22 protein-coding genes are annotated in these 21,112 nt (G+C 62.8%); 2 read left to right on the top strand and 20 right to left on the bottom strand.

What is annotated here, in order from left to right; translation table 11 throughout:
* The first annotated feature begins 91 nt into the window (after window positions 1-91).
* Window positions 92-1,159, top strand: coding sequence for a uroporphyrinogen decarboxylase (gene hemE / locus KVG87_RS13320; protein WP_076565240.1), 1,068 nt, complete (start codon window positions 92-94; stop codon window positions 1,157-1,159).
* Window positions 1,160-1,335: 176 nt separating this feature from the next.
* On the opposite strand, the gene KVG87_RS13325 is transcribed toward hemE, so the two are convergent.
* Window positions 1,336-2,610 (bottom strand): MFS transporter, encoded by a 1,275-nt coding sequence (locus KVG87_RS13325; RefSeq protein WP_056787358.1) that lies wholly within the window; start codon window positions 2,608-2,610, stop codon window positions 1,336-1,338.
* A gap of 118 nt (window positions 2,611-2,728) precedes the next feature.
* Here KVG87_RS13325 and KVG87_RS13330 point away from each other — a divergent pair, with 118 nt between their 5' ends.
* Complete coding sequence (locus tag KVG87_RS13330; protein ID WP_056787362.1) at window positions 2,729-3,631, top strand: LysR family transcriptional regulator; 903 nt, start codon at window positions 2,729-2,731, stop codon at window positions 3,629-3,631.
* Window positions 3,632-3,734: 103 nt separating this feature from the next.
* On the opposite strand, the gene KVG87_RS13335 is transcribed toward KVG87_RS13330, so the two are convergent.
* The 19 genes from KVG87_RS13335 to KVG87_RS13425 all read right to left on the bottom strand — a co-directional run bounded on the left by KVG87_RS13335 (window position 3,735) and on the right by KVG87_RS13425 (window position 21,106).
* On the bottom strand, window positions 3,735-4,172 hold the full coding sequence (locus tag KVG87_RS13335; RefSeq protein ID WP_041477579.1) for a hypothetical protein: 438 nt from the start codon (window positions 4,170-4,172) through the stop codon (window positions 3,735-3,737).
* 133 nt (window positions 4,173-4,305) lie between these two features.
* Window positions 4,306-4,749 carry a hypothetical protein gene (locus KVG87_RS13340; RefSeq protein WP_041477580.1) on the bottom strand — a complete coding sequence of 148 codons (444 nt, stop codon included), beginning with the start codon at window positions 4,747-4,749 and terminating at the stop codon, window positions 4,306-4,308.
* 29 nt (window positions 4,750-4,778) lie between these two features.
* The gene (locus tag KVG87_RS13345) at window positions 4,779-6,005 is read right to left on the bottom strand and encodes a beta-ketoacyl-ACP synthase (protein ID WP_041477581.1); all 1,227 of its coding nucleotides are present in this window, start codon (window positions 6,003-6,005) and stop codon (window positions 4,779-4,781) included.
* On the bottom strand, window positions 6,005-6,733 hold the full coding sequence (fabG, locus tag KVG87_RS13350; protein ID WP_016772040.1) for a 3-oxoacyl-ACP reductase FabG: 729 nt from the start codon (window positions 6,731-6,733) through the stop codon (window positions 6,005-6,007). Before fabG ends, KVG87_RS13345 begins: the two co-directional genes overlap by 1 nt.
* Window positions 6,726-7,190: a hotdog family protein gene (locus KVG87_RS13355; RefSeq protein WP_217851086.1), complete on the bottom strand. Its 465-nt coding sequence runs from the start codon at window positions 7,188-7,190 to the stop codon at window positions 6,726-6,728. The genes fabG and KVG87_RS13355 overlap by 8 nt, the downstream gene beginning before the upstream one ends.
* Entirely contained in the window at window positions 7,187-8,383 is a 1,197-nt protein-coding gene (locus KVG87_RS13360) for a beta-ketoacyl-[acyl-carrier-protein] synthase family protein (protein WP_217851087.1), read from the bottom strand. Before KVG87_RS13360 ends, KVG87_RS13355 begins: the two co-directional genes overlap by 4 nt.
* Entirely contained in the window at window positions 8,380-8,991 is a 612-nt protein-coding gene (locus tag KVG87_RS13365; protein WP_191637005.1) for a hypothetical protein, read from the bottom strand. The genes KVG87_RS13360 and KVG87_RS13365 overlap by 4 nt, the downstream gene beginning before the upstream one ends.
* Window positions 8,991-9,716 (bottom strand): class I SAM-dependent methyltransferase, encoded by a 726-nt coding sequence (locus tag KVG87_RS13370; protein ID WP_125925750.1) that lies wholly within the window; start codon window positions 9,714-9,716, stop codon window positions 8,991-8,993. The genes KVG87_RS13365 and KVG87_RS13370 overlap by 1 nt, the downstream gene beginning before the upstream one ends.
* Complete coding sequence (locus tag KVG87_RS13375; protein ID WP_217851088.1) at window positions 9,713-10,960, bottom strand: NAD(P)/FAD-dependent oxidoreductase; 1,248 nt, start codon at window positions 10,958-10,960, stop codon at window positions 9,713-9,715. Before KVG87_RS13375 ends, KVG87_RS13370 begins: the two co-directional genes overlap by 4 nt.
* A complete protein-coding gene (locus KVG87_RS13380; RefSeq protein ID WP_056787377.1) occupies window positions 10,947-12,110 on the bottom strand; it encodes a cation:proton antiporter in 1,164 nt (387 codons plus the stop codon). The genes KVG87_RS13375 and KVG87_RS13380 overlap by 14 nt, the downstream gene beginning before the upstream one ends.
* Complete coding sequence (locus KVG87_RS13385) at window positions 12,107-14,437, bottom strand: MMPL family transporter (protein ID WP_056787380.1); 2,331 nt, start codon at window positions 14,435-14,437, stop codon at window positions 12,107-12,109. The genes KVG87_RS13380 and KVG87_RS13385 overlap by 4 nt, the downstream gene beginning before the upstream one ends.
* Window positions 14,421-15,023 carry an outer membrane lipoprotein carrier protein LolA gene (locus KVG87_RS13390; protein ID WP_217851089.1) on the bottom strand — a complete coding sequence of 201 codons (603 nt, stop codon included), beginning with the start codon at window positions 15,021-15,023 and terminating at the stop codon, window positions 14,421-14,423. Before KVG87_RS13390 ends, KVG87_RS13385 begins: the two co-directional genes overlap by 17 nt.
* Window positions 15,020-15,445: an acyl-CoA thioesterase gene (locus KVG87_RS13395; protein ID WP_130911762.1), complete on the bottom strand. Its 426-nt coding sequence runs from the start codon at window positions 15,443-15,445 to the stop codon at window positions 15,020-15,022. The genes KVG87_RS13390 and KVG87_RS13395 overlap by 4 nt, the downstream gene beginning before the upstream one ends.
* A complete protein-coding gene (locus KVG87_RS13400) occupies window positions 15,438-16,982 on the bottom strand; it encodes an HAL/PAL/TAL family ammonia-lyase (RefSeq protein ID WP_217851091.1) in 1,545 nt (514 codons plus the stop codon). Before KVG87_RS13400 ends, KVG87_RS13395 begins: the two co-directional genes overlap by 8 nt.
* On the bottom strand, window positions 16,963-17,910 hold the full coding sequence (locus KVG87_RS13405) for a lysophospholipid acyltransferase family protein (protein ID WP_110644852.1): 948 nt from the start codon (window positions 17,908-17,910) through the stop codon (window positions 16,963-16,965). The genes KVG87_RS13400 and KVG87_RS13405 overlap by 20 nt, the downstream gene beginning before the upstream one ends.
* Complete coding sequence (locus KVG87_RS13410; RefSeq protein ID WP_217851093.1) at window positions 17,907-18,641, bottom strand: glycosyltransferase family 2 protein; 735 nt, start codon at window positions 18,639-18,641, stop codon at window positions 17,907-17,909. Before KVG87_RS13410 ends, KVG87_RS13405 begins: the two co-directional genes overlap by 4 nt.
* Window positions 18,634-20,313, bottom strand: a complete 1,680-nt coding sequence (locus tag KVG87_RS13415) for an acyl-CoA synthetase family protein (RefSeq protein WP_217851095.1) — start codon at window positions 20,311-20,313, stop codon at window positions 18,634-18,636. The genes KVG87_RS13410 and KVG87_RS13415 overlap by 8 nt, the downstream gene beginning before the upstream one ends.
* Complete coding sequence (locus KVG87_RS13420; RefSeq protein WP_041477595.1) at window positions 20,310-20,855, bottom strand: COG4648 family protein; 546 nt, start codon at window positions 20,853-20,855, stop codon at window positions 20,310-20,312. The genes KVG87_RS13415 and KVG87_RS13420 overlap by 4 nt, the downstream gene beginning before the upstream one ends.
* The gene (locus tag KVG87_RS13425) at window positions 20,852-21,106 is read right to left on the bottom strand and encodes an acyl carrier protein (protein WP_016772026.1); all 255 of its coding nucleotides are present in this window, start codon (window positions 21,104-21,106) and stop codon (window positions 20,852-20,854) included. The genes KVG87_RS13420 and KVG87_RS13425 overlap by 4 nt, the downstream gene beginning before the upstream one ends.
* Between the last annotated feature and the right edge of the window lie 6 nt (window positions 21,107-21,112).

The raw sequence follows: 21,112 nt of genomic DNA on the forward strand, positions 1-21,112 counted from the left end.
AATTGACCCGATAGACAAAAGGCTGACCCACATCCGTGCCTTTTGCCTCGCGCTCTGAGAAAATGCCCGCACTTTTTTTCCGGATGCCGACATGACTGCCCTGAAGAACGACCGTTTCCTCCGCGCCCTGCTCAAGCAACCCGTTGACGTCACCCCTGTGTGGATGATGCGCCAGGCCGGTCGCTACCTGCCGGAGTACCGCGCCAGCCGCGCGCATGCCGGCGACTTCATGAGCCTGTGCATGAATCCGCAATTCGCCTGCGAAGTCACCCTGCAACCGCTCGACCGCTACCCGCAACTGGACGCGGCGATCCTGTTTTCCGACATCCTCACCATTCCCGATGCCATGGGCCAGGGCCTGTACTTCGAGACCGGTGAAGGTCCGCGCTTCAAGAAAGTCGTCAGTACCCTAGCCGATATCGAAGCCCTGCCGATCCCGGATCCGCACAAAGACCTCGGTTACGTCATGGACGCGGTCAGCACCATCCGTCGCGAACTCAACGGTCGCGTGCCGTTGATCGGTTTCTCCGGCAGTCCGTGGACCCTCGCGACTTACATGGTTGAAGGCGGCTCGTCGAAAGACTTCCGCAAGACCAAGGCGATGCTCTACGACAACCCGCAAGCCATGCACCTGCTGCTCGACAAACTGGCGCAGTCGGTGACGTCGTACCTCAACGGCCAGATCATGGCGGGTGCGCAAGCGGTACAGATCTTCGATACCTGGGGCGGCAACCTGTCGGCAGCCGCGTATCAGGAATTCTCCCTGGCCTACATGAAGAAAATCGTCAGCGGCCTGATCCGCGAGAACGACGGACGCAAAGTGCCGGTGATTCTGTTCACCAAGAACGGCGGCCTGTGGCTGGAAAGCATCGCCGAAGCCGGCGCCGACGCCCTCGGCCTGGACTGGACCTGCGACATCGGCAACGCCCGTGCCCGTGTCGGCGACAAGGTCGCGCTGCAAGGCAACATGGACCCGACCGTGCTCTACGCCAAACCGGAAGCGATCCGCACTGAAGTCGGGCGCATCCTGGCCAGCTACGGCAAGGGCAGCGGCCACGTGTTCAACCTTGGCCACGGCATTACGCCGGAAGTCGATCCGGAACATGCCGGCGCGTTCCTGCGTGCGGTGCATGAGCTGTCGGCGCAGTATCACGAGTGATCAGCGCACAATAAACAACGCCCGGCCAATGCCGGGCGTTTTTGTTTGCACGATCCAATGTCGGACACAGATCAACTGTGGGAGCGAGCCTGCTCGCGAAAGCGGTGTGTCATTCAACACTGATGTTGCCTGACACAGTGCATTCGCGAGCAGGCTCGCTCCCACAGGGTTTTATTTCAGGCTTTGACACCCTGCAACGGCGGCAACTTCGCCAGCTTCAACGCCACCAGAAGGGCAATCAGCAACAGCGCACCAATAAACAAGCCGATGCCGTTCCACCCGCCCAGATGCCAGAACACCCCGCCCGCCGTCCCGGCAATGCTCGACCCGGCGTAATAACTGAACAGATACAGCGACGACGCCTGACCCTTGGCCGTCAACGCGCGCCGGCCGATCCAGCTGCTCGCCACCGAGTGCGCGGCGAAGAAGCCGAAGGTGAACACCAGCATGCCGATGATGACCAGCAACAGCGGCGTGAACATCGTCAGCGCGAGCCCGGCGAACATCAGCGCAATCGTCGCCCAGAGCACTTTGCGCCGCCCCAGTTTGTCCGCCAGCGAACCGATCTTCGCCGAGCTGTAGATCCCCGACAGGTAGACCACCGAGAGCAATCCGACAAATACCTGATCGAGGTTGTACGGCGCAGCCAGCAAGCGGTAGCCGATGTAGTTGAACAGCGTGACAAACGCGCCCATCAGCACGAACGCTTCAAGAAACAGCAGCGGCAGACCGGCGTCGCGAAAGTGCATGGTGAAGCCGTCGAGCAGGCTGCGCGGGTGCAGCGAGCGGGCGCGGAAGTTGCGCGATTCCGGGAGGATCTTCCAGAACACCGCCGCTGCGACCAGCGCCAGACCGCCTATCACCAGCATCGCCGTGTGCCAGCTGACGAAGTCGATCAGCACGCCGGTGATCAAGCGCCCGCTCATCCCGCCGATCGCGTTGCCGCCGATGTACAAACCCATCGCCAGGCCGATGTGCTGTGGATGGATTTCTTCGCTCAGATAGGTCATCGCCACCGCTGCCAGACCGCTCAATGACAGGCCGATCAATGCGCGCATGATCAGCACGCCGTGCCAGCTCGGCATCATCGAACTGGCGATGGTGCATAGCGCGGCAGCGAACAATGCCGCGACCATCACCGGTTTACGGCCGATGCGGTCGGAGATCGGCCCGGTGATCAGCAGGCCGAAGGCCAACATGCCGGTTGCCACCGAGAGGATCAGACTGCTCTGCGCCGCGTTGATCCCGTATTCGTGGGACAGCAGCGGCATCATCGGTTGCACGCAATAGAGCAGCGCGAACGTCGCAAAGCCGCCACAGAAAAGCGCCAGCACCGTGCGCATGAACGCCGGCGTGCCTTTTTCGATGTAGATCTCCTGCAGCTCGGCGAGGGCATCGTCGTCGGCTGCGGGCGGGATTTCGTGGGCAAGGGGCGCGACAGCAGTTTTCACTTCAGACCTCGGAAAGCACAGCCGGGCAGGCAATGAAAAAATCATATAGCTGGCTAATGTTTCTATCCAATATATTGTTCGACCTGTTTGATAGCTTTTGCGACCCAATGGAAATCCTATGGAATTGCGTCATCTGCGTTACTTCATCGCCGTCGCCGAAGAACTGCATTTTGGCCGCGCCGCACAGGTGCTGGGCATCTCCCAGCCACCGCTGAGCCAGCAAATTCAGGCGCTGGAGCAACAGCTCGGCGCGCGCTTGTTCGAGCGCACCAATCGTCGGGTCGAGTTGAGCGAAGCGGGCAGGCTGTTTCTGCAGGAGGCGCGGCTGGTGCTGGCGCAGGTCGACAAGGCCGCGGATGTTGCCCGGCGTGCGCAACTTGGTGAGCTGGGTGAGTTGAAGATTGGTTTCACCTCGTCGGCGCCGTTCAACTCGACGATTCCGCAGGCGATTTTTTCCTTTCGTCAGCGCTTTCCGGCGGTGCATCTGAATTTGCGCGAAATGAGCAGCACCATGGTCGCCGACGCTCTGGTGGACGAGTCGATCGAAGTCGGCATCATGCGCCCGCTCGGATTGCCGGATTCACTGAGTGTTGTGGAGTTGATGCGCGAGCCATTGGTGGCGGTGCTCAGTTCCAAGCATCCACTGGCCCAAAGTAGCGATGAAGGCCTGTTTCTATCGGCGCTGGCGCTGGAGCCCTTCGTGTTTTTCCCGCGCAGCTATGGCAGCGGGCTCTATGCGCAACTGCTAAACCTGGCCCGTGACGCCGGCTTCAGCCCGCACTTCGCTCAAGAGGCTGGTGAGGCGATGACCATTATTGGTCTGGTGGCGGCGGGCTTGGGTGTATCGGTGCTGCCAGCGTCCTACCAACGCATGCGCATCGACGGCGTGGTCTACCGTCCGCTGCTCGATCCCGAAGCGATTTCGGCGGTGTGGCTGGTGCAGCGCAAAGACCAGAAATCGCCGATGGCCAAGGCATTTGTCGAACTGCTGACGCGCAAGGTTGAACCGCTGACGGTGTGAAGGCGGCTGGCGCTTTCGCGAGCAGGCTCGCTCCCACAGGGAAACGCATTCCAAGGTGGGAGCGAGCCTGCTCGCGAAGGCGTCGGCCCAAACATCACAGATTTCAGGGCAACCGCACCAAATCCCCCTTCAAAGCCACCCGGGTAACAAAAACTCCCGCCCGGCACTCGTAGGTATTCAAATCCTTGCGTACACGCTGGTCGTAGTAACTGACGATATTGACCACCGCATTCGCCCCGACCCGCTTGGCATCAGCCTGCAATTTGATCAGATTCGACTGCAACACCCATTCACACGAAGCCTGATCGCTCTTGTTGAAGCCGTTGGTTTTCAAATCACTGACCACCCCTTGGCGCAGCAACTGCTGAGTGCCCTGCGGCCCGTTGCCGATCAGGTAGAACTTCACACTGCCGTCCAGTCGCCCGGCGCGAATCGCGTCCGACAGCACGGTTTCGAAAGGCATGTACATGAGGTTGGTGGCATGGCTGGCACTTGGCAGCAGGGCGATAAGCGCAGCGGCCATCAGGGCTTTCACTTGCATGGTCATCTCCTTTGACGGTGAAAGAGACTGCGAGGGCAGGTTACGGTGCTGCGACCTGCATCAGCGAGTGTAGATGCTGTTCAATCAGCGCAAAAAAAGGGCGCCAAACGGCGCCCTTTGTCATTTCTGGCGCTTACTGAACCTTCGCCAGATCACCCTTCAGCGCAACGCCCGCCATGATCGCGCCGGCGTGGCATTCGTAGGTTTGCGCGTCCTTGCGCTCGTTGCGCTTGTAGAAGCTGACGATGTTGGTCACGGCGTTGGCGCCGGCGTTTTTCGCGGCCTGGTGCAGGCTGATGATTGCCGATTGGGCGACCCACTCGCAGGCGACTTCATCGGATTTGTTGAAGGCGTTGGTTTTCTTGTTGGTCACGGCGTCGGGGCTGACGACGGTGACTTTGCCGGCCGGGGTGTTGCCGGCCAGATAGAATTTCACGCTGCCATCGATCTTGCCGGAGCGGGTGGCTTCGGCGACGGCTTTGTCGAATGGCAGGTAGACCGCCGTGTCGCGGGCCTGGCTGACCGCTGGCAGGGCGCAGAGCAGCAGGGTAACGGCGGCGAATTTCTTGAAGTGCATGTAGGTCTCCTTGACCTGGATTGATTCGGTTATGCCCAGCGGCGGAAGATCAACGAAGTGTTGACGCCACCGAAAGCGAAGTTGTTGTTCATCACGTAATCGTGGTGCATCTGACGAAACTCGCCGCGCAGGTAATCGAGCTTGCCGCAGTGCGGGTCGACCTCGTCGAGGTTGAAGGTGTGCACGTAACGGTCGCTGTTGAGCATCTCGATGCTGAACCATGACTCCAGCGCACCGCAGGCACCGAGGGTATGGCCGAGAAAGCTCTTTTGCGAGCTGATCGGCATGTGTTCGCCGAACAAGCTGCTGGTGGCCAACGTTTCGGCGATGTCGCCCTGCTCGGTCGCGGTGCCGTGGCCGTTCACATAGCCAATGGCGTCCGGACTGAGGCCGGCATCTTCCAAGGCCAGCTCCATGGCGCGGCGCATGGTGACCTGTTCCGGGCGGGTCGTGTGCTGGCCGTCGGCGTTACTGCCGAAACCGACGATTTCCGCGTGAATGTGCGCGCCACGGGCGAGGGCGTGTTCCAGCTCTTCAAGCACCAGCATGCCGCCGCCTTCGCCGATCACCAGACCGTCGCGGCCCTTGTCGTACGGGCGTGGGCTGGTCTGTGGTGCATCGTTTTTCAGGCTGGTGGCGTAGAGCGCGTCAAACACCATGGCTTCGGTCGGGCACAGTTCTTCGGCACCGCCGGCGAGCATCAACGGCAAGCGGCCGAACTTGATTGCCTCGTAGGCGTAGCCGATGCCCTGGCTGCCGCTGGTGCAGGCGCTGGAGGTCGGGATCAGGCGCCCGGTGAGGCCGAAGAAAATGCTGATATTGGCGGCGGTGGTGTGCGGCATCATCCGCACATAGGAGTTGGCGTTGAGCCCCTCGGCCACCGAGTTGAGCAGCATGTTGCCGAAGGCTTTGATCTCGTCAGTGCTACCGGTAGATGAACCACAAGCGACGCCCATGCGCCCGTCCTTGATCGATTCGTCACCGAGCAGGCCAGCATCGGCCAGAGCCTTTTCTGCTGCGCCGACCGCCAGTCGCGAAACCCGGCCCATGCTGCGCAACTGCTTGCGGGTCCAGTGCGACGGTACGAGAAAATCATCGATAGGCCCGGCCAGACGTGTGTTGAGTTCAGTGAAGCGATCCCACTCGTCCATCCGGCGAATGCCGCTGCGATTGGCCGCGAAATTGCCGGCAATGGTCGGCCAGTCGCTGCCCAGAGAGGTGATGCCGGCCATGCCGGTGACGACGACGCGTTTCATCAGCACAGGCCTCCGTTGACCGCCAGCACCTGGCGGGTGATGTACGAGGCTTCCGCCGACATCAGGAAATTCACCGCAGCAGCCACTTCCTCAGGGGTGCCCATGCGTTGCGCGGGGATCATTTTCATCAGTTCCTCCACCGGCACGTTTTCGTCGAGCATGGCCGTGTCGATCAGACCAGGGGCGACGCAGTTAACCGTAATTTTGCGCTTGCCCAGCTCGATCGCCAACGCCTTTGCCGCACCGATTACGCCGGCCTTCGAGGCGCTGTAATTGACCTGGCCACGGTTGCCGATCAGGCCCGACACCGAGGTGATGCAGACGATGCGCCCGGCGGCGCGACGACGGATCATCGGCATCATCACCGGGTGCAGAACGTTGTAGAAACCGTCGAGGTTGGTGCGCAGGACCACGTCCCAATCGTCATCGCTCAGCGCCGGAAACGCGCCGTCGCGGGTCAGCCCGGCGTTGAGTACCACGCCGTAATAGGCGCCATGGTTTTCGACGTCGGCCTCGAGAATGCTTTTGCAGGTTTCACGGTCGGCGACGTCGAATTGCAGGATGCGTGCGCGGCGACCCAATGCTTCGATTTCGGCCTGCACCGCTTGGGCTTCGGTCATGCCGCTGCGGCAATGCAGGACGATGTCGTGCCCGGCTTGCGCCAGACGCAAGGCAATGGCGCGGCCGATGCCACGGCTGGAGCCGGTGACCAGTACGGATTCAGTCATCGTGCGACTCCTTTGTCTGTTGCAGATATTGGTTGGCATGCGGCGGACGGAACACGTTCAGCCGGGCGCTGGCATGTATGCCGTCGCCGTGGATATGGCATTCGAATACGCCCATGCCGTTGTCGTCTTCCAGTGAGCGCAGGCCGTGGATGGTCAGCTCGCTGCCGGCCGCAAAGGCTGCGACGTTGCACTCGAATTTGCGCGTACCGAGGAGAAAGCCCAGCTCCGGCGGATTGCCTTTTTGCCGGGCGTGGCAACCGGCGAAAGCGGCGACGCTCTGCGCCATCAGCTCGACGCCGACCCACGCCGGCAGGCTGCCGTCGGGCAGGTTGAACAGGCCGTCGGGCTTGACCGTGAGGCGGGTGAAAATCTGCTCATCGTCGAAGCGCTCGATCGCGTCGATCAGAATCATGTCGCCGGCATGCGGCAGCAGTTCGGCGAGCGGCCAGTGGCTCATGGGGCGTCTCCGATAATCAGGCTGACGTTGTTGCCGCCGAAGGCAAACGAGTTGCTCATCAGGTAGCGCGGTGCAATGGACGTCAGGCGTTCGCTCGCGGTCACCCACTTGAGCGGCGGCAGCGCGGGATCGGCCTGGCCGTCCCAGATATGCGGCGGTAACGCCTGCTCAGGGTTGTCGGCACTCAGGCTCAGCCAGCAGAACGCCGCTTCCAGCGCGCCAGCCGCGCCGAGGGTGTGGCCGGTCAGCGGCTTGGTTGACGAGCAGGCGACGCCTTGGGGAAACAGCGCCGCGACCGCCAGACTTTCCATCGCGTCGTTGTGCTGGGTGGCGGTGCCGTGCAGGTTCAGGTAGTTGATTTGCCCGGCTTGCAGATGCGCGCGACCAAGGGCTTTTTGCATGGCTTGCAGGGCGCCGCGACCGCTCGGCTCCGGCGCGGAGATATGGTGCGCATCCGAGCTGGCGCCCGCACCCAGCAGGGCGATGCCCGGGCCTTCGTCGCGCTGTTTGCTCATCACGAACAGCACCGCTGCCTCGCCGATATTGATGCCGTTGCGGTTGGCGGAGAACGGATTGCAGCGCTCATCTGAAACGGCTTCCAGCGAAGAGAAACCGTTCAGCGTGAGCTTGCACAGACTGTCGACGCCGCCGCACAGTACCGCGTCGCACAAGCCCAGATCGAGCAGGCGCTGAGCACTCATCAGCGCGCGGGCGCTGGAGGTACAGGCGGTGGAAATCACGTAGGCCGGGCCGCTCAGTTGCAGCCATTCGGCGAGAAAATTCGCCGGGGCGCCGAGTTCCTGTTGGCGATAGTCGTACTCGCGGGGAAATTGCTGTTCGCGGATGTAATGCGCCAGACCCCGGCTGGCCTCGTCGATGCCCGAGGTGCTGGTGCCTAGCACCACGCCTATGCGCTCGCGGCCGAAGGTCTGGATCGCACGATCGATGTCGTCTCGAATCTGCAGCGCGGCTTCCAGCAGCAGCTGATTGTTGCGACTGCTGTGCTCGACCAGGTCCGCAGGGATCGCCGCCAATTCACCGTGTACGCCAGCCACAGGCAGTTCACGTTCGGCGACCCAGCCGGACTCGCGGCGCATCCCCGAACAGTCGCCGGCGAACAGATTGCGCGCGACTTCAGACTTGTCGCGGCCCAGGGCGCAGATCACGCCGAGGGCATTCAGGTAAGCGGTCATGGCGTCGATTCACCTAACTGGGAAACGCGATAGTGCGGGCCTTGGGGCAGATTCAATTGGAAGCTCAACGGTTGTGAATAGCGGACGTTCCAGCGCGCCGGCAGTGAACGCTGATCGGCCTGTTGGCGGGCGTCGGGATAGTTGCGCAGCAGCTCGGCAGGAGGCGTCAAGGCGAACAGCAGTGCGGCGAACAACTCCCGCGCTTCCGGGTTCGGCGGCAGCAGACCGTCGGCCTGCCAGTGCCCGTCGATCAGTTGCTGGCGGGCCTGGGGAATGCCCAGCGGATCCATCATCGACCAACGCGTGCCGGCGCCTTCGCGCTGGATCACCAGCAGCCAGTCCTGACGCTGCCCGGCTTGCTCGCGCTCAATGTGCAGTTGCAGCGGCAGAGGCAGCGTCGGGTTGGCCGCTGGTAGCGGTGGCTGGCTGGCGCAGGCACTGAGCAGCAGGGCTGACAAAACGATCACCAGCCATGCAGCAAACCCTGTGGGAGCGAGCCTGCTCGCGAATGCAATCTGACATTCGCCACTTTGGCTGACTGATACACCGCTTTCGCGAGCAGGCTCGCTCCCACAGGGTTTCAGGTGTTCAGATCGATAGCCGTACATCAGACAGATTCCTGCAATGGCTTGCGCGCGACGACATTCACCAGCGTCTCTTCGCGCTCACCGAATGGCTTGGGTTTGCTCAACCCCAACCGCTCCAGCAAACCAAAATCCTTCGACCGGCTCCACCACAGATACGGGTAGGACACATTGCGCTCGGCAAACTCGAAGCCCTGCTCGCGGATCATCTGCAGGTAGCCGGCGGCGCTCTTCTGCACATGCATCGGATGGCGGAACAGCCAGCGAATCACCCAGGTATCAATGTAAGCCTCGGTGGATTCGGCGAACAGCAGATAGCCGCCTGGCTTGAGCACGCGATAGAACTCGGCCAAGGCCTTTTCCTGCTCGACCAGATGATGGAAGGTCTGGTGGCAGAACAGCAGGTCGACGCTGGCATCGGCGACGTTGAGCGTGGCGCAATCGCTGCCGATCAACTCGACTGGCATGCCCAGGCGGGTGGCCTCTTCGGCGCTGAGTTGCAAACTGTGCGGGTCGGCGTCGACGCCGATCAGTCGCTGCGGGGCGAAGGTCTGACGCAGGTGGCCGAAGGACTTGCCCTGACCGCAACCGGCGTCGAGCAGCACCGGGTGTTCCGGCAGCGGCTCACTGAATAATCCACGCAAATCGTTGATCGCCACGCGCAGCACATGGTGCTGCCAGGTGTGGCTGCGCAAGAACCAGAGACCGAAGCGGGTTTCCTCTACGTAACTGTCGCTCAAGTAATTCATGAGGCGTCCTGCGCGCAGAGTTGGGAAATCATCTTCAGCCGGCGCCGCGCTTCGCTGACAAACGGGTTGCGCTCGTCCCAGGCATAACCGGCGAGGATCGAGCAGATCATCCGGCGAATCTCCGCCTGGCTGTCCTCATAGAAAATCACGTCCTGGAAGGTGCCGGCGTACCAGCCTTCGACGTAGCAACGGAAGGTATCGACGCCGCGTTTCAACGGTTCGGCAAATTCGCTTTGCCAGTCCACCGTTTCACCCTGCAACTGACGGTGCAGCAAGCCGGCAGCCATGCTCGCCGAACGCATGGCGATGGTCACGCCGGAGGAGAACACCGGGTCGAGGAATTCTGCGGCGTTGCCCAGCAGCGCAAAGCCCGGGCCGTGCAGGGTTTTCACGTTGGCCGCATAGCCGCCGAGGGTGCGCGCCGGGGTGTCCCAGACCGCGTTGTTCAGAACCGCGGCGAGGCTTGGCGTCTCGGCGATAAAACTGCGCAGGCAGGCATCGAGGTCGCTGTCGCGGCCCTGGAAATGTTCCTCAGCCGCGACCACGCCCACCGAGCAGCGGCCGTTGCTGAAGGGGATGGTCCAGAACCACACATCGCGATGCTCGGGATGGGTGGTGACGAGGATCTTTTCACGGTCGAACGCCGGGTTGTCGATGTGATCTTCGACATGGGTGAACACGGCCTGACGCACCGGGAAATTCGAAGGTGCTTCGAGGTCAAGCAAGCGCGACAGCACGCGGCCGTAGCCGCTGGCGTCCAGGACGAAATCGGCTTCGACGCGGTACTCGCTGCCATCTTCGCGGCGCACATCGAGTTGTGGTTTCGCCTGATCGAAATCGACGCTGACAATCGCATCGCCATAACGGATTTCCGCACCTTGCAATGCTGCTTGATCGGCCAGCAACTTGTCGAAATCGGCGCGCTGCACCTGGAACGTGGTCGGCTTGCCGGCGGTGAAGGTGTCGCCAAAATCGAAAGCGCTGTAGCGCTCGCCCCAGGCAAACGCCGCGCCGGTCTTGCGCTGGAACCCGGCGGCGTTGACGGCGTCGAGCATACCGGCTTCTTCGACGAAATCCAGGCAGTGGCTGAGCAGGCTCTCGCCGATGGAGAAGCGTGGGAAGTGCTGGCGCTCGAGCACCAGCACATCGTGGCCCTTGCGTTTGAGCAGGGCTGCGGCGATAGCACCGGACGGGCCGGCACCGATGATCACGACCTGACGGGATTCCATTTCAACGATTGGCACGTGAGCTCCGGGGCAAGGGACTGTTCAGATTCAGGGGCGCGCGATGCAGACCGATAAGGGCCGGCAGCAGCGTCGCGATCAGACCCATCAGCATCAGCGCGAAATACAGCGCGGGGGTGATGAGTTGTTGTTGCAATAGCAGGTTGAGAAAGACGATTTCGCTCAGGCCGCGAATGTTCAGCAGCACGCTTTCGCGCCAGCGGCTGGCGCCAGCGAACGAGGCGCCCGCCCAACCGAGGCCGAGCCAGTTGCCGAGCAGTTTACTGGCAATCGGCAACAGCAGCAGCGCCGCCCATTGCCCGGCGTCGAGGCTGGCGAGGGCGCTGTGCACGTCGATCTGAACGATGCCGAACGTGAGGATCAGCGGGATCGCGATCCATGTCTGCAAACGGCTCATCCAGCGCGCCGGCAACGGCAGCACCAACGGCACTTTCAGCAGCGCCATGCACAGCAGATAGCCGATGCCGAAAATCAGCGCGTTGAGTTTGTAATGCTCGGCCATGACCAGCAACGCGAAGAAGCCGAGGCTGTAAGTCAGCGGGCGACGCACGCGCAGCAGGTGCAAAAGCAGCGGCACGCCGGCCATGGCCACAGGCAGCAACAGGCTGCTCAGGTGCAGGCTGCCCTGGGCGAGGCCGAACAGCGTCCAGCAGGTCAGATCGATAAGGATCGCGGTTTGCACCAGCCGCCGCGTGGCAGCGGGCGGGTAATCGATATGACGCAGATACAGGTACAACACCGGGATCGCGGTAATCGCGAAGACCAGTCCGATGGCCAATGCGTTGAACCACGGCTGCGACGGCAGCAACCAGTACGCAACCGCCAGCCCGCAAGCGAACGGCACAGCGAAACTCGGCACAGCGATTTTTACGCTCTGGCGATCCAGACGCAGATCGATGACATCGCTGAGGATGTGCCCGAGCAGCAAGGCGAAGCTCAGGCTGTAGAGATCTTTCAGCCAGTCCGGGGCGATCAGTTGTGCGCCGCTGAGCTGCCAGCCCGGCTCGATCCAGAAATACATCAGCAACGGCAAACCGAAGCTCGCCAGCAGCAACTGACTGACGATCGGAATCAGGCCGAAGTGACGGCCGACACGAGTCGCCAGCGCAAACAGCGCCAAGGCCAGCAACCAGAAGCCGAAGACCATCATGCCGCTGGCTCCGCAACCGGTTCATGGCGCCCGGCCCACGGCGCGAGCATGAAGCTGAACGCCAGGCCGAGGCTCACCGACAGGCCGAAATTGCTCACCGCCGGGGTGCTGGACACCGCTAGCAGCCCGAACGACAGCCACGTCGTCACTGCTGCGAGCAAGGTGCCGAGCAGGCTCACCGCCGCGCCGCCGACCTGTTCGCGCATGAGGATTGCATAGTCGACACTGATCGCCGTCACCAGCAACAGGCCGAACAGGCTGAACAGGGTCAGTGGCTGACCGAGCCAGCCAAGGCTGGCCAGACTGCACAGCGCCGCCAGCAGCGGCAGGGCGACGATACGCAGGGCGCCGGTCAGGCCGAACGGCAGCATCAGCACCAGCACGATCAACACGCAGGAGGCCAGTTTCAGCTCGGCAGCGCTGATCTGCGTGGCGGCGAACACCTTGTTCAGATCACCGAGGCGATCGACCAGCACCACCCCCGGCAAATCGAGTGCTTGCACGCGCAACAACGACGGATTGTTCAAGCCCTGCAGGCTGGTGATTGCCGCAACGCCGTCTTCAGTCGGGCCAAGCCATAGCGTGCGATACGGCTCGCCGAGCGGGCCGGCCAGCGCGGCGTCGATGTCTTCGGCGGGCAGGGTCTGCAACTGCTGCAATTCATTTTGCAACGCAGCCACCGGCACGCCGAGATCGAGCAGCGGTTGCCAGACCGACGGCAGCCTGTTCAGTGATTCGCGCACTTGCTGTTGCTGGCTCGGCGCGCTGACCAGTTGATCAAGGGCCAGATAGCCTTGCAGTTTGTCGAGGTTGACCAGTTGCTGCAGCCGTTCGCTCAGCGCTGCCTGGCGCTCAAGCAATTGCTCCTGATTGGCAGCGCGGATCAGGAAGAACTGGCTGGTCGGTTGAAAACCGGTGATGCGCGCGATGGTCTGCGCTTCGTCGGTCAGATGCTGCGGCGCGCCAACCCATTGGCGAATGTCGTTTTTGCTCTGCAACTGCATCAGTCCGCCGACGCAGAAGGCGATCAGCAGGGCCAGCAGCGCGGGCGTGCGTATGCAACCGAGCAACGCCTCACGCAGATGAATCAGGCGCTCGGCCAGACGCAGCGGCCATTGCGCCGGGCGCAGTTCGACATTTTTCAGCAGCGCCGGCAGCAGGCAGACCGCCGACAGATAGGCGCCGAGCAAACCGGCCGCAGAGAACACCGCGATCTGCGTCAATGCCGGGAACGGAGTCCAGGCCAAGGCCAGATAACCGATAACGCTGGTGATCAGGCTCAGGGTCAGCCCCGGCAACGTCAGGCGCAGGGCCGGCCAACTGCGCCACGGCTTGAGGCTCCAGCTCTTGGACAGATAGTGCAGCGGGTAATCGACGGCGACGCCGATCAGACTCGAACCGAGCACCAGCGTCATCACATGCATGTGGCCGAACAGCGCCACGCAGGCCACCGCGCCGAACAGCATGCCGACCAGCACCGGAACAAATGCCAGCAGCACGCCCCAGCGGCGAAACGCCAACAGCAGCAACAGCAGAATGCCGACCGTCGCACCACCGCCGACCCAGGTCATTTCGCGGGTGGCTTGTTGCTGGCCGTTGGCGGCGTAGAGCAGGCCACTGGCGGCGAGCAACTGCACGTCGCCTTTCGCCGCCTGTTCGCGGCTGTGCTGGAGCAGATCCGCAACTTGCAGCGGCAGGTTCATATCGAAGGCATTGCCGGTGGTGCGCGCACGCAACATCACCCAGCTCTTGCCGTCGGCATCGGCGACCAGTGCGCCGCTGCCAATGTCCAGTTGCACTGCGCCATGTTTCGGCTGGCTGTTCTGGATGCGTCCGGTCAGGCCCAGCCAATCGTCCTGGCTCGGCACCAGAGTAAAGCCGTTGAACGGATCGAACAGCGCCTGTACTCGCTGCTGGATGAACGCGTCGGGGTGCTTGCTGAGTAGCTGCCGATCATCCGCCGAGAGCATCGCAAGGCGTCCTTGCAGCAATTGCTTGCGCAGCGCCGGCAAGTCGGCTTGCAGGTTCCACTGCACGGTTTCGAACAGACCGCTGGCCTGCCATTGTTCGCCCAGTTGTTGGGCCATGGTCAGCGCTTGCTGGCGATCGGCGTGGCCGACCAGCACCAGCATTTCGCGATTGAGCGGTTCTTGCATGCGCTGTTCGGCGCGCAACTCCAGCGCGTCTGGATTGGTCCCGGGTACCAGCTCCATGAGATTGGCCGACAGCGGCGCACCGTCGCGCCACTGCCAGGCAGCCAGCACGACAACGGCCAGCAGCAGGCTCAGAAACAGCCAGGGCAGCTTGCGTTCACTCGGCAAAGTCATGTTGCTCCGCTTCGCTCAAGGGTTGCTCGGCCGTGCTGTCCTGCATGCGCAGCAGGGTGCTGTCGCCTTGGGTTTCCAGCAGCTCGATGGTTTGCACAAGGGCGCCGCCATCGATATTGATCTGCTGGAACACTTGCTTGAGCAGCATCGAACGCGGCGTCAGGGTCAGTTGCCACTGCTGCGCCGTGCCGCTCAGGGCCAGTTCGAAATCGCGCTGCAAACCGCTGCTGTCACCTTGCAGTACGGCGAGAAACAGCCGGTTCTGCTCGGCGCCGGCGCTCTTGTTCGGCAGCAGTTGCCAGCCGTTGGCGTCACGACGGGCGATGCCGTTGGCGGTGATGCGGTAATCCTGTTGCAGCGGGGTTTTCAACAGCCACAGCAGGCCATGATTTTTCGCGAGGACGAAGCTGCCCTTGCTGATCAGCGGCTGCGGCAGGGCGCGCAGGTGTTTTTCCTGAGTGAACTGGCCGTGGATAACATCCGGTTTCGCCAGTTGTTCACTGAGTTGTTGCAGGTCGAAGGCATTGGCCCATGACGACACGGCCAGCAGCGTCAACGCACCGAGGCTTTTGAACAACACATTCATCGCAGCATCCTTTCCACGGCATCGGTGAAGACTTTGGGTGAGGCCAGTTGCATCTCGCGGCTGCTGACTTCGACGGCGACCTGCACGGAGCTTGCGCGGGTCAGGCGTTCGCCGGTCTGCAGGTCGGTGATCAGGTAATTGATCTTCAGACGGTTTTCCCACTCGATCAGGCTGGCGCGCACGTTCAGCCGTTGGCCGAACACTGCGCTGCGCACGTAGCGCAGTTGCAGGTCGATGATCGGCCAGGCGTAACCCGACTCGACCATGTGTGTGTAGTTGTGACCGATCTTGTCCAGCAGCGCACAGCGCGCCACTTCGAGGTATTTGACGTAATGGCCGTGCCAGACCACGTGCATGGTGTCGACGTCGAAAAACGGCACGAGAATTTCGGTATCGGCGTGAAGCACTCCGGCACTACGCATGCAGCCTCCAGTGTTGCGCGGCGATGCGTTGCAGGCACAGGCGCAGTTCGCTTTCCAGCGCACGGTCTTCGATGACCGGCGGGAAGTCTTTGCCGAGTTCTTCGTGCATCGCCGCCAGTGCCGGCGGCAGCGGACGCGCATCGGCGGCTTGAGCGCGCAGCCACACGCCCTGGTTGGCGGCGAGCAGGGTGGCGGCGGCGACCTGTTCGGTCAGCTCCAGCACGCGAATCGCATCACGGGCGGCGATGGTGCCCATGCTCACCTTGTCCTGGTTGTGGCACTCGGTGGAGCGCGAGAACACGCTGGCCGGCATGGTGTTTTTCAGCGCTTCGGCGGTCCAGGCACTGGTGCCGATCTGCACCGCTTTGAAGCCGTGGTTGATCATCGCCCGATCGGCGGGTGCGCCGGAGAGGTTGCTCGGCAAGCCGTGGTTGTAGCGCTCGTCGACCAGCAACGCCAATTGCCGATCGAGCAGATCGGCGACGTTGGCCACGAGGTTTTTCAGGCTGTCCATGGCAAAGGCAATGTGCCCGCCGTAGAAGTGCCCGCCATGCAGAACACGCTCGGCTTCGGCGTCGATGATCGGGTTGTCGTTGGCGCTGTTCAGCTCGGTTTCGATGAAGCCGCGCAGCCAGTTCAGGCTGTCGGCCAGCACGCCGAGCACATGCGGCGCGCAACGCAGCGAATAACGATCCTGCAGACGATGCAGTGGCGCGGTCGGCGCGTCGATCGCCAGATCCTTGCGCAGCCACGCGGCGACCTGCATCTGTCCCGGATGCGGCTTGGCGGCGAACAGGCGTTCGTCGAAGTGCTCCGGGTTGCCTTGCAGCGCGACGACGTTGAGCGCGGTGATGCGCGTGGCCAGTTGCAGCAGGTAATCGGCGCGGGCGAAAGCCAGGCAGGCGAGGCCGGTCATCACCGCTGTGCCGTTCATCAGCGCCAGCGCCTCTTTCGGGCGCAGCACCAGCGGCGTCCAGCCGAGCTCGCGATGTACATCGGCAGCCTGACGACGTTCGCCACGGAACAGCACTTCGCGCTCGCCGGACAGGGTTGCGGCGACATAGGACAGCGGCGTCAGATCGCCGCTGGCACCCACCGAACCTTCTTCGGGAATCAGTGGCAGGATGTCGTATTCGAGAAACGCATGCAGACGCTCCAGCAGTTCGACTCGGACCCCGGAAACGCCGTGACACAACGACTGCAAGCGCGCCGCCAGCACTGCGCGGGTCGCCTGCGCGTCGAGCAGTTTGCCCAGGCCGCAGCCGTGAAAAGTGTAGAGATGACGCGGCAGCGCCTCGACGTGATGCAGCGGCACCGCGACCACGCAGGAATCGCCGTAGCCGGTGGTGACGCCGTAGATCACGCCTTCCTTGTCCAGCAGCGAATCGAGAAACCGCGCGCCCTTGGCGATGCGCTCGCGATAGTCGGCGTCAGCCTGCAACTGCACGGGCGCCTGACGGTTGGCCAGGGCCAGCACGTCTTCGATGCGCAAAGGGCGTTCGCCGAAGGTTACCGGCTCATGGGTTGGCGTCGTCATCGGTCTTCCAGAAAGGGTAAAAGTTGAACCATTGCTGCGGGGCTTCGAGGCAATAGTGACTCAGGCGCTGCGCGTAGCGAGTGGCCCACTGATGAATGACCTGCTCGCGCTCGCGGCGTGTCCACACCACCGCGTCGGCGAACGGTTCGAGGGTCAGGCGATAGTGGCCGTCGGGTTGCTTGAGACACATCAGCAGGTTGACCGGGCACTTGAGCAGGCCGGCCAGCAACCACGGGCCTTGCGGAAATGGCGCCGGATGGCCGAGAAAATCCACCGTGACGCTGCGCCCGCCATGCAGCGGCACGCGGTCACCTGCAATCGCCAGCCACTCGCCGCGTTCCAGTCGTTCATGCAGTTGCAGCATGATCACCGGGTCGAGTTCGCTGACCTGAATCAGGCGCAGATTGGTCGCCCCGGCCTCGCCGAGCAGGCGGTTGAACTGTTCGGCGTGCTTGGTGTGCACCAGCACGTTCATGGTGACCTTTTCGCCGATCTCCGCCAGCGCGCGGCAGACTTCGAGATTGCCCAGATGCGCGCCGACCAGCAGTTGCCCGCGACTGCCGCGCAACTGCTTGCGCAGCAGCGCCGGGTCGATGATTTCGATCTGCTCGATGCTCAGCTTGCCGTTCCACACGTCGAGCTTGTCGAGCAGCGAATCGGCAAAGGTCATGAACTGGCTGAACACCCGCCAGTGACTCGGGCGCAGATCGTCGCGCCGGCTCCACTCGGCCAGCCGCTGCTGGTACTGCCAGGCACTGCGCCGGGCGATCCGGCCGAACAAAAAGAAATACAGGACGATGCCGTACAGCAACGGACTGAGCAGGCGCCGGCCGAGGACTTTGGCGGCGAATGCAGTGAATTTCATCAGCAGGAAACTGCCGCGCTCTTCGCGGTCGGCCCAGTGCTTCTTGTCGACTTCTTCGCTCATGGTTTCCACCGCCGCCAGAGGATCACCGGCCAACGCAGCAACATGCCGAAGAACAGCCGCGTGTGCATGCTGGAAATCAGCGCGTTGTCGTGGAACAGGCGAAAGTGCGACACGCCGTCCAGCGGGTAATGCACGCTGGTCTGCAGCCAGCGCATCGGCTGATTGCGCCAGGCCAGCCGCACGAGAATGTCCGAGTCGAAATCCATGCGTTTGCCGACTTTGGCCGAGTCGATCACGGCCAGAGTTGGCGCCAGCGGGTAGACGCGGAAGCCGCACATCGAATCGCGAATCTGCAACGACAGGGTGTTGATCCAGACCATCACGTGGGTCAGGTAGCGCGCGTACAAACGCCCTTTCGGCACGCTCTCGTCGAACAGCGGATAGCCGCAGATCATCGCCTCGGGATGGCCGCGGGATTCGCCGACGAAGCGCGCGACGTCGTGCAAATCGTGCTGGCCGTCGGCATCGACCTGCAAAGCATGGCTGTAGCCCAGACGCGAGGCCTCACGCAGACCGGTCATCACCGCGCCGCCCTTGCCCTGATTGGCCGTCAGGCGCACCAGGAAAACCCTGTCGCGCTCGGCCAGGGCGTCGAGCACCCGCGCGCAGGACGGCTCGCTGGCATCGTCCACCAGAATGCACGGCAGACCTTGTGCGAGCAGGGCATCGACCACGGTGGTGATCGCGGTTTCGTGGTTGTACACCGGGATTACGGCGCAGGGGTTATGCATGGGCAGGCCCCAGGAGAATGCGTCCGCTGGAACACGTCGCCGTGTCATTGCGATAAGCAAAATACAACTTGCCGCGCTCGGCATCGAAACGCAGATGCAGCTGGATTTCATCACCCGGGCGCACCAGTTGCTGGAATTTCAGCACTTCCATTCCGGCAACCGCGCCGTCCAGATTCAGCAACTGCCGACCCAGATTCAGCGCCCATTCCACCTGCACCACACCGGGCAACACCGGTGCCTTGGGAAAGTGTCCGCTGAAGTAGGCCAAATCCGGCGGCACGCTGAGTTGCAGGCTCCATTCGCCGGCGCTTGCGCTCTGCTCCAGCACTTCGGGGGCTTTCGGCCGTGCGGCCAGCAGCAGCGCTTCGACGTCGGCTTGCGCCAGTTTGCCCTGGCTGTTCAACGGCATTTGCCGCAGCAGGCGCCAGCGTCGGGGCAGGGCGAGGGCTTCGCAATGTTGGCTCAGATGTTTGCGCAGGGTCTCGGTCAGACCACGGCGGCCGTGCTCGCGCAGGGCGAACAGGCCCGATTCGCTGAGCACCAGCAGCGCACCGAGCGAAGCGCGGTTTTCCTGAACCACACCGAGGCGCGCCTCGGCGACCCAGTCATGGGCTGCCAAGGCCTGCTCAAGCATCGGCAGCGAGATGCGTTTTTCTTCCAGTTTGACGATGCGGTCCAGACGCCCCAGCAGCTCGAAGCGACCATCGGCGGCGATGCGCGCGGCGTCGGCGCTGTGTTCGACATGGCCGGCAGGCAGATAAGGCGAAGAAATAAGCAGGGCGCCGTCGCTGTCCTGGCTCAGTTCGACGCCAGCAAACGGTTGCCACAACGACTCGCCCTGACGCCAGGCAATGCCGCCGGTTTCCGAGCTGCCGAGGATTTCCGTCGGCCATTGCTGTAAGCGCTGGTGCAGGCTTTGCGCCGCTTCCGGCGGCAACGCGCCCCCGGAGGAAAACACCCGGCGCACCGCGCTCATGGCCGGCCAGTCGAGGTTGTCGCCCATGCGCTTGAGCAGCGCCGGGCTGGCGACCCAGGCGAAGGCCGGGTATTCGCGGCTGGCGCGCTGCAAGTCTTCGGAGAACGCCAGTTGCCGGCGCACGAACGGGCGCCCGGCGCACAATGGCCACAACACACGAAACAGCAGGCCATAGATGTGTTGCGTGGCGACACTGCCGATGATGCAGGCTTCGCCGAGGTCTGCGCCCCACAACAGCTCCAGCGCTTCGACCTCGTTGGCCAATTGGCGCAGGGTCTTGTCGATGCGCTTGGGTTCGCCGCTGGAACCGGAAGTGCACAGGCTCAGGCGGCATTGATCGAGATCCAGTTGTGCACCGGCCAGGCCGGGCTGAGTGAATTCGTCCAACTGTGCATCGCCCGGCTGATCGGTCAGCCATAGATCGACTTCCTGCGACCAGCGCTGACGCGTCTGCGCTTGCAGATCCGCCGGCAGCAACACGCTGACGCCGGCACGCCACGCGCCAAGCAGGGCGATGGCGAGGTCGGCGGCATCTTCCAGATGCACGGCCAGCCTTTTCACGCCTCGGCTTTGCAGACCCGCGGCGACGCTCAAGGCCTGCGCTCGCAGTTGCGTGTGATCGAGTGCCGGCGCCTGGCAGATCGCCCGTGCCGGCAGTGCCTTGAGCAAAAGCTGCTCAAGTTTTATCCAATTCATGTACGGCCTCTTACCCGTTGTCGTATCAGCCATTCAATGGCAAACATCAGGCCAATCAATCCATAGGAGATCAGGCCGGTGTACAACATCCACCAATCCAGCGGCGCCCACAGGGTGAGGAGGGCGGCGCACAAACCGTTGCAGAAGAAAAACACGCTCCAGGCCAGCGTGACCTTGCGCGTGTAGCGAATGGCAACCTGCGGCAGCTCCGGCTCGCGCAAGCGCGCCAGACGCTCGACCATCGGCGGGCCGAATTTCAGGCTGGCGCCGAACAGCACCAGCATGAATGCGCTGATCAGCACCGGGTACCAGCGCAGCAGCTGCGGGCTGTCGAACACCGCCAGCAGCAGGCAGAACACCATCGCCACGCACGCCATCCACAGGCTGCCGGGCTTGCGTTCGCCGGTCAGGGCGCGCGCCAGCCACAGGCTGCCCAGCAGCAGTGCAAATTGCCACGGGGCGAAATGCTCCATGCCGAAATACACCGCAAAGGGGTACAGCAGACCGGCCAGCAGCAGGCCCAGGCCGATCAGTCGGCTCATGCGGCCGGTTGAACCAGACGGAACACCGCCTCGACCACGTCACCGACGGTGCGCACCGATTTGAACTCTTCGGCGGCGATTTTCTTGCCGGTCTGGCGTTTGATGTGATCGATCAGGTCAACCGCATCGATGCTGTCGATTTCCAGATCCTGATACAGATTGGCGTCCATGCTTACGCGGGCCGGATCCAGCTCGAACAGCTCGACCAGGGCATCGCGCAGGGTGTTGAAGATATCGTCACGAGTTTGCATGGTCCG

Source organism: Pseudomonas siliginis, assembly GCF_019145195.1.
Taxonomy (GTDB): domain Bacteria; phylum Pseudomonadota; class Gammaproteobacteria; order Pseudomonadales; family Pseudomonadaceae; genus Aquipseudomonas; species Aquipseudomonas siliginis.